This is a genomic window from Streptomyces sp. NPDC002884 (genome assembly GCF_040295245.1).
Classification (GTDB): domain Bacteria; phylum Actinomycetota; class Actinomycetes; order Streptomycetales; family Streptomycetaceae; genus Streptomyces.
Genome location: NZ_JBEOVB010000075.1, coordinates 1 through 10,570, shown reverse-complemented (window position 1 = coordinate 10,570; position 10,570 = coordinate 1). Strand labels below are relative to the sequence as shown.

General features: G+C 67.2%; 10 protein-coding genes and 4 pseudogenes. 9 read left to right on the top strand and 5 right to left on the bottom strand.

Annotated features, from left to right (window positions below):
* Positions 1–272: 272 nt before the first annotated feature.
* Positions 273–548, bottom strand: a complete 276-nt coding sequence (locus ABT070_RS45535) for a helicase associated domain-containing protein (protein WP_351769189.1) — start codon at positions 546–548, stop codon at positions 273–275.
* Between the two features lie 54 nt (positions 549–602).
* On the opposite strand from ABT070_RS45535, the pseudogene ABT070_RS45530 reads away from it, so the two are divergent.
* From ABT070_RS45530 to ABT070_RS45520, 3 genes and pseudogenes are all read left to right on the top strand, one after another.
* Positions 603–713, top strand: a pseudogene (locus tag ABT070_RS45530) (cold-shock protein); the annotation flags it as partial.
* 671 nt (positions 714–1,384) lie between these two features.
* On the top strand, positions 1,385–2,185 hold the full coding sequence (locus ABT070_RS45525; RefSeq protein ID WP_351769188.1) for a phytanoyl-CoA dioxygenase family protein: 801 nt from the start codon (positions 1,385–1,387) through the stop codon (positions 2,183–2,185).
* Positions 2,182–2,655 (top strand): annotated as a pseudogene (locus ABT070_RS45520) (DUF6309 family protein); the annotation flags it as partial. The gene ABT070_RS45525 and the pseudogene ABT070_RS45520, both read left to right, overlap by 4 nt.
* A 39-nt stretch (positions 2,656–2,694) precedes the next feature.
* On the opposite strand, the gene ABT070_RS45515 reads toward ABT070_RS45520, so the two are convergent.
* The gene (locus ABT070_RS45515) at positions 2,695–3,441 is read right to left on the bottom strand and encodes an SDR family oxidoreductase (RefSeq protein ID WP_351769186.1); all 747 of its coding nucleotides are present in this window, start codon (positions 3,439–3,441) and stop codon (positions 2,695–2,697) included.
* A 93-nt stretch (positions 3,442–3,534) separates the two neighbouring features.
* Here ABT070_RS45515 and ABT070_RS45510 point away from each other — a divergent pair, with 93 nt between their 5' ends.
* On the top strand, positions 3,535–4,869 hold the full coding sequence (locus ABT070_RS45510) for an aspartate aminotransferase family protein (protein WP_351769184.1): 1,335 nt from the start codon (positions 3,535–3,537) through the stop codon (positions 4,867–4,869).
* A 1,112-nt stretch (positions 4,870–5,981) separates the two neighbouring features.
* Here the strand turns inward: ABT070_RS45510 and ABT070_RS45505 are convergent.
* The gene (locus ABT070_RS45505) at positions 5,982–6,473 is read right to left on the bottom strand and encodes a hypothetical protein (RefSeq protein WP_351769182.1); all 492 of its coding nucleotides are present in this window, start codon (positions 6,471–6,473) and stop codon (positions 5,982–5,984) included.
* A 140-nt stretch (positions 6,474–6,613) separates the two neighbouring features.
* Positions 6,614–7,045 (bottom strand): transposase family protein, encoded by a 432-nt coding sequence (locus ABT070_RS45500; protein WP_351769180.1) that lies wholly within the window; start codon positions 7,043–7,045, stop codon positions 6,614–6,616.
* A gap of 56 nt (positions 7,046–7,101) precedes the next feature.
* Here ABT070_RS45500 and ABT070_RS45495 point away from each other — a divergent pair, with 56 nt between their 5' ends.
* The gene (locus tag ABT070_RS45495) at positions 7,102–7,215 is read left to right on the top strand and encodes a GNAT family protein (RefSeq protein ID WP_351769191.1); all 114 of its coding nucleotides are present in this window, start codon (positions 7,102–7,104) and stop codon (positions 7,213–7,215) included.
* Between the two features lie 93 nt (positions 7,216–7,308).
* Here ABT070_RS45495 and ABT070_RS45490 read toward each other — a convergent pair.
* A pseudogene (locus ABT070_RS45490) lies at positions 7,309–7,765 on the bottom strand (M20/M25/M40 family metallo-hydrolase); the annotation flags it as partial.
* A 96-nt stretch (positions 7,766–7,861) separates the two neighbouring features.
* Here ABT070_RS45490 and ABT070_RS45485 point away from each other — a divergent pair.
* From ABT070_RS45485 to ABT070_RS45470, 4 genes and pseudogenes are all read left to right on the top strand, one after another.
* Positions 7,862–8,425, top strand: coding sequence for a tellurite resistance TerB family protein (locus ABT070_RS45485; RefSeq protein ID WP_351769178.1), 564 nt, complete (start codon positions 7,862–7,864; stop codon positions 8,423–8,425).
* 1,117 nt (positions 8,426–9,542) lie between these two features.
* A complete protein-coding gene (locus ABT070_RS45480; RefSeq protein ID WP_351769177.1) occupies positions 9,543–10,010 on the top strand; it encodes a hypothetical protein in 468 nt (155 codons plus the stop codon).
* 11 nt (positions 10,011–10,021) lie between these two features.
* Positions 10,022–10,228: pseudogene (locus ABT070_RS45475) on the top strand (prepilin peptidase); the annotation flags it as partial.
* A gap of 83 nt (positions 10,229–10,311) precedes the next feature.
* On the top strand, positions 10,312–10,449 hold the full coding sequence (locus ABT070_RS45470; RefSeq protein WP_351769176.1) for a hypothetical protein: 138 nt from the start codon (positions 10,312–10,314) through the stop codon (positions 10,447–10,449).
* The last annotated feature ends 121 nt before the right edge of the window (positions 10,450–10,570 follow it).

Genomic DNA, 10,570 nt, shown 5'->3' with positions numbered 1-10,570 from the left:
GCCCGAGACGGCGGGGGGGGGCTTCCCCCCCCGGTGGCGCCCCCCGGCGGCCCTGCAGGCATGTGTCGCAGCGGACACCGCCCCGATCCCGTCGGCTTCCCGGTTCCCGTCAGCCACATCACAGCCCCAGCTCCGACACCGCCTACGAACTGCGCTCCGTCGCTGTCCCCTACGGCGGCTGCACCGAACCCAGCAACGTCAAAGCCGCAGGCAGCTCCTGCCCCCGAACAGCACATCAACGAACGCCGCGCCGACCGCGAAACAGCCGGACCTCAGTCGAACAGGCCGAGATCCGCCAACTGCTGGCGCTGTGCATCCGCCAGCGACTCTCTCCGGCTGCGCATATTGCTGCGCCATACCCCCGGGCGCACTTCGGTGCCGTCTTCCAGCCGTTCTCTGTGGGCTCTCGGGACGGTCACAGAACCTGTACGCGCCTTGTACTGGACCAGGGCCGCCACACCCCGCTCGAACGCCCCAGAATCACCCTCGAGCGGCTTGGCGGGCGCCTCCCGGGCCGGTGACAGGGGCGCGATGACGAGCTGCTCCAACCAGCGGAGAGCAGCGGGTTTCCGCGTGGGCCGCGCGCCAGCGGGCGAAGGCCCTCCAATATCGCCGCCCAGGGCTACCGCGAGCTCAGGGAAGGCCAGAAGGTCAGCTTCGACGTCGTCCAGGGTCAGCGGGGCCTTCAGGCCGAGAACATCATTCCCTCCTGACACACGGCACCGTGCGCCCCACACCACGCCGGGTGGGGCGCACGGCTGATCTCCGTGTCCGCGCCGTGCGCTCCCGGCATGAACCGAACCGGCTCCAGACTCAGGGCTCGCCGGCTGTTTCATGTACGGGGCAGGGCTCGGTCACTGTTTGGACATGCACCACCTGGCACTCCGTTTCCCCGCTGGCGACTTGGCCTAGCGGGGTAGACCGGCGGCCTTGCCGCTCCCGTCTCCGTCCGCAGTACACGGTCCTCCTTCACCGGTTGACCTTGAAGCAGGCGTTGACGGGCACTCACCGTCACCTCTCGACAGCCACCCCCCCATGCTCGACCTGTTGTCCGTTCGCATGGCCAGGCCGCGCCATTGCTTGAGGCGGTTGTCGGTGAGGCTGACCACCATGACCCGCCCGTCGTGGGGAGAGGCCTCCCGGGTGAGCAGTCCGGCCAGCCTCCTACATGCGGCGCAGTGACTTGGAGACGGTGGAGTGGTCAAGGCCCACACGCTCCAGCAGAAAGAACCCTCGGCCCCCTTGAGGCCCTGCTGTCGCACCTCCAGGGCTGGGGACCGGCCATTCCGCTGCGTAACGGCATGGCTCCGGAAGGACCTGGATATGGATTGCGCAACCTGATCTATCCCTGGCCGCCCATCGGTGTATACGGAGGTTCAGCCGCGTGATCGCCTCGGATGTCGCAGCGCAGATCAAGGAGTTCGACGAGAAGGGGTTCCTGGTGCTTCAGGGCCTTCTGCCCAGCCTTTTCGTCGGACGTCTGACACGGGAGGTCGACCACTGGGTGGATTCCGGGTTACGGCAGCGGTCCATTGACGCCTGCTTACGCCCGGATCGGTGCCCGTTTCCGGAGATGGTCGAGTTGGAGATGACGGCGCACGGGGAGTTGGCGGTGTTCCCGCCGCTGCTGGAGCTGCTGGAGGACGAGAACCTGCTCGGCCCTGCCTTCGTGTTCCACCACCTCCACAGTGACCGCCGCCCCTCCGGAGCCCCGGGCAAGCCCTGGCACCACGACTACGAGCAGCGACCCCAGCGGCATCGGCGGCTTCCGATGGTTCACGTTCTTCACTACATCCAAGGCCTGCGGCCAGGCATGGGCGCTCTCGCCGTGCTGCCCGGCTCGCACCACGAGGTCGCGGAGAAGGACGCCCGCAGTCATCTCGGGACGGGCGCCCTGCCGGGAGAGGCACTGATCAGCGAGCTGCCCCCGGGGTCAGCGGTGGTTCTCCACTCCGCGCTGTTCCACACCCGCCGTGCCGGGGACGGGGCCGAGGGTATCGACAGGTACATGATCGATGCGTCGTACTGCCGTACGGGTGAGCCGTGGCCGCCGGTCAAGCCGTACTGGCGCCGGATACTGGCGGTCGGCCGGGAGCGCCGGCTGGGACAGGGACGGTGGGCGGAGTTGTTCGAGGAACGTCATTTCGGCGTGTACGAGCCGGGCGACGCCGGGCGGGCGGCATGAGGGTCCTGGAGGCCGTCTCCTTCGACAGGGTCCTGGGTCACTTCACGCGGCACCATCCCTACCACCCTGGGGACATGGCCAACTCTAACGACGAGGCGAGGACCCATATCCGCAACGCTCAGGCCCTCGCGGAGGGCCGCTGGCACCGGGTGCTGCTGGAGGGGCCGGAGGTCAGCGGTGTGGTGTTGCCCTGGCATCTGGGCGAGGACGGGGAAGTCGAGCTGATCCCGAGGACAGGCCTCACTGTGCGGGCCGCAGCCGCCCGGCTGGCGGCGCTGGGGGATGCGTACGCCGCGTCCAATCCGCTGTGCGCCCGCAAGCTGGCCCGCCAGGCCGGCGCCGAGCCCACCGCGGTGTTCCTGAGCACCAGGGCGGTGGGAGGAGCGGACTACGAGGGACTGTCCGTCCGGGAAGGACTGATCCACCTGGACGGTCTGCACCGGATGCTGGCCTGGGCGCGGGCGAAACGCCTGGCGCCCGGCCAGCTGCTGAACGCGTACGTGGCGGGCCTATCCTCGGCCGACGTAGGGCATGGCGCTGGGCATGACCAGGACGGACTGGATGTTCACCCCGACCGGAAGGGCGGCCATGGCCCGGACCATGTCGACCACGTGCCGGATGTCCATGGTGGGCTCCACCCGCAGTGAGCCGTCGGGCTGCCGGACGGCGGGCTGCGGACGGTCGGCGGGGGTCACATTGCCGATGTCGATCTGGCCACAGGAGATGTCGTAGCGGCGGCCGTCGAGGGAGAGCGAGCGGGTGATGCCGGCCACGGCGTGTTTGGCCGCGGTGAACGCGACCGAGTCCGGCCTCGGCATCTGGGCGGACGGGGCACCGTTGTTGATGATCCGCCCGCCCCGAGGGGCCTGCGCCTTCATGATCCGAAAGGCCGCCCGCGAACACAGGAAGGTTCCTGTGGCGATCGAGTCCATGACCCGATGCCAGTCCGTCACGTCCACGTCCTCGGTGGGTGTGTACGGCATGACGTCAGCGGCGTTGTTGAACAGCAGGTCCACACGTCCCCACCGTTCCTCCACTGAGGAGAACAGCGCGTCCACGGACTCCGCGTCGGTGACATCTGCGGGCAGCACGACCGCCCGGTCGCGGTCGCGGGTATCGGCGAGGCGCGCCGATTCACGCAGCCGCTCCTCGCGACGGCCGGTCAGCACGACCGTCCAGCCGTCGGCCAGCAGACCCAGGGCACAGGCCTGCCCGATACCGCTCCCCGCGCCCGTGACCACAGCCGTCCTCAGCACACCGCACCACCCCTTCGTCTCACGCCGTCCATGACGCCGGTCCGAACACTCGCAAGCGTGTCCCCGGGCACACCTCAGCAAACAGGAGCAACCATGAATGACCGTTTGCAGGCGCTGCACGGCACGGGCGGCAGCAGGTCGTGGTTCGAGCGTGCGCAGCACTCCCTCGCGGGCGGGATCAGTTCGTCCTCCCGCCTCACCTCCACAGGGCCGCATCCCTACCCGCTCTACATCAGCAGCGGGTCCGGCTCCCGGATCCGGGACGTCGACGGCAACGAGTACATCGACTACCTCATCTCCTACGGCAGCGCGGTCCTCGGCCATGCCCCGCCCGTGCTGACGGACGCCCTCACCCAAGTGCTGCACACCGGCACGATGTTCGGCACCTGCAACGTCCCGGAGGTGGAGCTGGCGGAGACGATCTGCCAGATGGTGCCCTGCGCGGAACTCGTCCGCTTCGCGAACTCCGGCAGCGAGGCCGTGCAGGGCGCCGTACGTGCTGCCCGTGGCCACACCGGGCGCTCCCGGATCCTGAAGTTCGAAGGGCACTACCACGGGTGGTCGGACACCCTGGCGATCTCGAACCGACCCACGGAGCACGAGGCCGGCCCCTTCGACACGCCCCGGCCCGTCCCGCACTCCCCGGGAATCCCCGCCGGTGTCGTGGAGGACGTCGTGGTCTGCCCCTGGAACGACCTGACCGCGCTGCGTGCGGTGCTCGACGCCCATGCCGGGGAGCTCGCCGCCGTCATCTGTGAGCCGATCGTCGCCAACAACGCCTGCACCATGCCCGAGGCGGGATATCTGGAGGCCTTGCGCGAGGAGTGCACCACCCGCGGCATCACGCTGATCTTCGACGAGGTCTGCACCGGATTCCGCACCGGCCCCGGCGGGGCCCAGGCCCTCTTCGGCGTGGAACCCGACCTCGCCGTGTTCTCCAAGGCCCTCGGGGGCGGCCTGCCCATCGCCGCCTTCGCCGGACGCCAAGAGATCATGGACGCGCTCGCCTCGGGACGGGTCAAGCACGGCGGCACGTACAACGCGTCGCCGCTGTGCGCGACGGCCGCACTGGTGACCCTGAGGCAACTCGGCGATCCCGCCGTCGTCCAGCGGATCGACGAGACCGGCCGCCAGGTGATGGAGACGGCACGGAAGGCGGCGCACGACCAGGGAATCCCCTGCTCCGTGCAAGGCGTCGGTGCCATGTTCCAGACCGTCTTCACCGCCGACGGCCGCGCCACCCGCAACTACCGTGACCTGCTGCGCGTCGACCAGGGGCGGTCCCATGCCTTCCGGCATGAACTCCTCAAACGCGGAGTCCACGCCAACGCCTTCCCCATGGCCTGCTGGTTCGTCTCCGCCGCGGTCACGGACGACGACCTCGCGGCCACCTGCGAGGCTGTCACGGAAGCGTTCAAGGCCCTGTAACGACAAACCCGTGATCACCCCGCTGGACCTGAACCCCGGGGAGACGACGTCGGCATTCCCGTCCTTTGGAGCACACGCCGACGGTGCCGTTGACCGCCGGCTGTCTCCTTCTCCTCCTCGCAGGACCGGACGACGTGACGCAGATCGACGTGGTGCCCAAGGGCTCGAGTACCGAGTGCGGCATCAGTGACGGTCAGCTGCTGATCCTCACCGGCAGCCCTGGGGACCGGCCGGTCGTGGAGGAGACGGGCCGTCCCGTGTTCACCCTGAACGCGGACTACCCGGCCGGGTATTACATGCGCCTGGACGACAGCCGCCACGTCCCCGACCACAGCTATCAGGGAACGCCTACCGCATCTGGGCGTTCGGTGGGGCTGGGCCTGGAGCCTCTCGCACGGCAACGTCGGCCAGGGCAGCACGGATGGTGTGCAGACCGGCGATCCTCCACGTCGACCTCTGCGAGATTGGCCGAGGCCCGTTCTGGCAGCACGGTGACCGGGCGGCCGTGGCGGTGGCGACCGGCCTCCGGCAACTCGCTGAGCACCGGTTCTCGTTCAGATGTTCCTCAAGCCCCGAAGCCGAAACCCGAGGTCTGACCCCTGACAAGCAGCGGAAGCTGCCCTGAGTTTTCACCGAAGAAGTTTCAGCGATTGTGAACTCACGAACTTCTGGGGACACAGGGCCAGAAGGTGCGCAGCGGAACCGGATCCAGCCGCGCAGTGAGCTGGTCGACCTGCGCCCTGTGAGTTCAAGGCTGTGCGGCAGCGCCCGCGAGACAGACCCACTTCCGCCGAGTACCAACAAGACGGTGTCCGCCTTACTGGACCGTCCGGCACGAGCTCCGGCGCCGCCGGATCTTGCCGGTGATCTCCCGCAAAGGCGCCCCGAACATTAGGGGCCTGGGCAGACTCCGCTATGTCGTCGAGCAGGCATTCGCCCTGCTCCATCAGTTCAAACGCCTCGCCGTCCGATGGGAACGACGCATTGAACTCCATGATGCCTTCATCTCGTTGGCCGCCTGCGGCCTGATCTATTGGCGGCGTCTCAAGAGAGCGACTGCGTAGTCACCGAGGGCGCAGGCGGCCGGTACGGGGCCGACGACGAATACGCGGCTACTCGACTGCACGCTTCTGCGTCCAGTCCCGTTCCCCGAGGCGCACGATTCGCCAGCTCGGCAGGGGGTGGCGGGCCTCCCTGGTGAGGAAGTGCATCATGTCGATCAGCATGCGGCGAACATCTGCGATGGGCATGAGCAGCTCGTCCCACTGGTTGTAATGCGCCTTCAGGCGGATCCGGTCGTCGGAGACGCGCTCCAGCCCACAGCTCTCCACCTCGAGCCGAAGTTCATCGCCAGCCTCGATCCGGAGCCACTGCAGGAGGGTCGACGACACTGCCCAGTCCGGCCCGCATTGGGAAACGATCTCCTCCGCCGCCCAGCGCAGCGCCTGGGGAGTGCCTTCCGGTGCGCTGATGACGGTGGTGTCGAAGGCCGGGGCGACAAGATGGGATGCCCCATCGTCTCCCCGGTCAGACGCGGGAATCTCCTCCAGGCCAAAGACCCAACGGTCCTTCGGGATGTCCCGGTACTCGTTTGTCTCGCTCATCCGTACGAGAATGCCAGGACACGCCTTCACCCAGGTAACCCAACCTGCCCGTTCCTCCGGGCGTATGATCGTGTTACGTGCTCTAACGACCTCGTGCACGGTTAGCCGCGGCAGGTCGAGGTGTGTGGCGTTGTCGGTGTTCACGTTCGCAGGGCGGCGTCGAGGGTGGCGGCCTGCTGGTGTGAGAGCAGTCCGGCGACGGCTTGGACGATGTCACTCATGTGTTCGCGGCGGCCGTGGTGGCGGGCGAGGGCCCGCCAGTTCTTCAGGTGGGCGATGCCGTGCTCGACCCGGATACGCCGTGAGGAGTGCGCCTTGCGCTGGAGTTCGTGCCGTTGCTCGTACCAGGCGGGCGCATTCTTCTTGAACTTGCGATGGGGTGGCGTCACCACCCGTCCGCCCGTCTGCGCGCCCATGCCCTGGTAGCCGGCGTCGGCGAGTATCTCCGTGAACGGGCCGTCGGCCAGGAGCTGGGTCAGTCCCAGATGTCGGGCCTGGGTGATGTCGGCGCAACTGCCCGGCCGGAGCGGGCTGCAGCACAGCACGCGCCCGTCCGCGCTTGTGAGAACCATGGTCTTCACCGTAATGGGGCGCCTGTTCTCCCCTCAACAAGGCATCCGCCAAGACTATGAGCGCCGTCGGAATGGTGGAGGAAGGCACGATCCGCGAGCATGTACTGAAAGCGGGGAAGTGGAAGGACTCCGTCGTACACGCGATCCTCGACCGAGAGTTCTGCCCCTGAACCAGCAGGCGCAAGAGCTGGCTTGCGAAGTCTGCCTTCGCGTAAGCGGAAGCTACACGCCCGCCTGGCGTTCCTTGAGCGACACCCCGGGACCGCGGCGAGGCCCCGCCACCCGGCCGCCCGTCTCTTCGCGGGCTGCCCGACCACCACCAGCGTCCCGGACCAGGCGTCCCGCCCCGCCGCCAGCGCCTGGGCCGCGCCGGTCAGCCAGGTCACGTGCAGGTCGTGTCCGCAGGCGGGCATCACGCCGGGGGTCTCGGAGGCGTACGGCAGTCCGGTCGCCTCCTGGACCGGCAGCGCGTCCATGTCGGCGCGCAGCAGGACCACGAGCCCGTCCCCGTTGCGGCACCCCGGCGACTTCGGTGCCGCCGATGCCCTCGGCGGTGTCGCACCCCGCCTTCACCAGCCGTTCGGCGAACTGCGCGGTCGTGCGGTTCGCCTGGCCGGAGAGATCGGTGTGGCGGTGCAGGTCCCGGTAAAGGTCCTCCAGGTCGGGGACCGGGAGGTCGGCGGTGAGGTCCAGCGCGGTACGGGCCGCGTTGGAGGTCATGGAGGGCAATCTATGCCGGGGCCCGCTGTGGAACCTTTTCCGGGGCGGGGCCGTTTCCGGAGTGAGATCGATCAGACGAGTACCGAGGTGACGGCAATGGCACTGTTCGACCGGCTCAAGGACCAGGCCAAGAGCTTGCAGCAGCAGGCGCAGGGCGGGCGCGGCACGACCGTGGGGCATGGTTCGCAGAGCGGTCCGCGGACGGGCTCGCACGGTGGATCCCGCGCCCAGCTGGTCGGCCTGCTAAAGAACCAGCTCGGCTCGATCAAGACCGAGCTGAAGAGCGGTGCGTACCGGGACGCGAGCATGGCGATGTGCGCACTGGTCGCGGCGGCTGACGGCCATGTGGACGCGTCCGAGATGCAGCAGATGGAGTCGATGATCCTCAGCAACGAGGTGCTGCAGAACTTCCCGCCGGAGCAGCTGCGTCAGCGCTTCCACAAGCACGTGGAACAGCTCACCCGTAACTTCCCGCAGGGGAAGGCCGAGGTGATGCAGGACATCGCCAAGGCCGCCAAGAAGCCGACCGAGGCCCGCGCGGTGATCCAGACCGGCATCGTCATCGCCGGCGCCGACGGGCACTTCTCACAGGCGGAGCAAATGGTCCTCCAGGAGGCCTGCGCGGCACTGGGGCTGAACCCCGCGGAGTTCCAGCTCTGACAGCTCGACAGCTCTGACAGGGAAGCGGTCGCCGAGGCAGGGGGGAGTGCGTCGACGGGCCGCTGTCGAGTCGTTGTCGAAGTACGGCTGGCACTTGGCCTGGAACGTGCTGCCTTTGTACGGCAAGGGGTCAGAACACCCGCGCCGGCGCTGCCTGCCAGGCTGACCGTCGGAACGGGGCCGGTGCGCTCGTTCTGCTCGCCGGCCTACTTGGTGACGGGCTGGAAGGCGGTCATGATGAGATACAGCGCGTAGGAGACCGCGCTGTTGAAGACGTAGTTGACCCACTCCTTCGACAACACGTCCCGTGGGAGGCCCGAAACTACCTCGCCGTGCTCGAGACCTCCGAGATCCAGTACGTGAACCCGAACCGGCCAGGTGACTCAGTGTTCATCGCCACGGCCGCGAACTGGGGCTGGGCACCGAGCGGCCCGGCGCTGGAGTCCCAGCGGATGGACCTGCTGCGCCGCCTGCGGGGCTGGGAGCCGCGATTCCGGCGACGGCTCGGCCTGAACTCCGCGGTCATGCCGGTAGGGCCGGTCAGCAGGGTCTTGAGCATCTGCACGAGCGGGTCGTGCGGATACAGGCCGGCTCGGGTTCGACGGCGCGGAGTGGGCAGGCTCGACCGCCGGGTGGCGTCGGCGTGGTTGGGCTGCGGGCTGTTGGCACTTTTCCGGCTTCGTACGGCGGCGGCCGCCGGACATCAGACGTCGACAACCTTGCGCCCGCGCCGAACTGGTGCAGGAGTGGACCTCGGACTGTCCTCCGGTGCACGAGGCTTCGGGTGCGATAGCTCAGATAGCTGCCGTCAAGATCTGGCACCGTCCACACCTGACCCACGATCTGACGGTCGCTATAACTCACACGTACTATGTTATGGCAGGCGTCGTCCCAATCTTGGTCCACAATTGCGACTTGAATACGGATGGGTATCTGTATCGCGGTCTTGCTGTGGGGCTCGATAGTTGCGATGCGGCCACTCAAGGCCGTGCGGTGCCTCTCGGAGGCAATGCCAGCATCATAATGCGTATCAAGGTGGCAGATATAGATCCACTCGTGGGCCCATCGAGGAATATTCAAATCCATGGCAGCCGATGGGATAAGTCATTCTTCGAAGATGAGTATCTACTTGTCGGAGAAATTCACGCCATGGAAATTGGTTTTGACTTTGGGGAAACTTGGGCAAGTGTTTCGGGTGGGTGAAATGAAAGAGCTGTCTGTAAGTGAACTGCTAGCTGCATTCGGATTCGACTCCGAGGTCGGTAGTATGGTCAAAAATGCACTACTCTCTGGGGCGCATTTCGACGTGTGGTCCGAGCCCGTCCCGGCGACGAGGCTCCTGGGTATCTTCCGGGCGAGGATGAGCACGTTGCGGCGGCGTGGCAAGCCGACTTTCGGTTCCGCGGAATGCCTTGCGGGTCTTGCCGGAATGGGTGATAGGGGCCTTCTTGTGGCCTACGTGGACGATCGTGAACGAGCTGGATACTATTTTCAGCTCTATCTCGACCCGCATCCGCTTAAAGTTGTCGGATGTGTAGGAGTTAATATCTCACCCGGAAATGACCTCATTGCTAGTCCCGAATAGGCGGCGCTGAGCGTGCTCACCGGCTGCCGGACGTGGTCACCCTGCCGCTCGCCGCAGCCGCGCTCGTTCTGCTGGGTGTCGCCGCGGTGCTCCCCAACTCAGACGGCAGCTGGACACCCGCGCTGCTCGGCTCCCTCATCCTGGGCGACATCTACTCCGTGATCTTCTTCCTCAGCAAGGGATTCGGGTTCGGCGATGTGAAACTCGCCCTTGCCCTGTGGCGGACCAGGCATGGCAGGAGATGTCCGCGCTGGGTGACCTGCCGCTCCAGCGAGGCGGGCTCTTCGGCTCACTGCCGCGCGTGACCTGGCACCAAGACCGTCTCTGGCGGCGCCAGATGGCCCGGGCCTTCGACGACCTGGTCAACCTCGCCCCGAACGAGTGGTTAACCCCGTTTGACCAGGGCCGCTACCGCGACCGGGGCTTCCGCTACCCGTGACCGCAGCCTGCTATCGAGCGAGCCGGCTCGTGGCAGCATCGGGGCGGCCTCTCCTGCGTGTTGAGCAGCAGATCCCGCACATCTCATGGTTGCTGGCGGGGCATCCAGTCCGGTCGCCGAA

Bases quoted from the DNA above. Each gene is read 5' to 3' on its own strand.
- ABT070_RS45510 (WP_351769184.1), top strand. From the start codon at position 3,535: ATGAATGACCGTTTGCAGGCGCTGCACGGCACGGGCGGCAGCAGGTCG.
- ABT070_RS45505 (WP_351769182.1), bottom strand. From the start codon at position 6,473: ATGAGCGAGACAAACGAGTACCGGGACATCCCGAAGGACCGTTGGGTC.
- ABT070_RS45500 (WP_351769180.1), bottom strand. From the start codon at position 7,045: ATGGTTCTCACAAGCGCGGACGGGCGCGTGCTGTGCTGCAGCCCGCTC.
- ABT070_RS45495 (WP_351769191.1), top strand. From the start codon at position 7,102: ATGAGCGCCGTCGGAATGGTGGAGGAAGGCACGATCCGCGAGCATGTA.
- ABT070_RS45485 (WP_351769178.1), top strand. From the start codon at position 7,862: ATGGCACTGTTCGACCGGCTCAAGGACCAGGCCAAGAGCTTGCAGCAG.
- ABT070_RS45480 (WP_351769177.1), top strand. From the start codon at position 9,543: ATGAGTATCTACTTGTCGGAGAAATTCACGCCATGGAAATTGGTTTTG.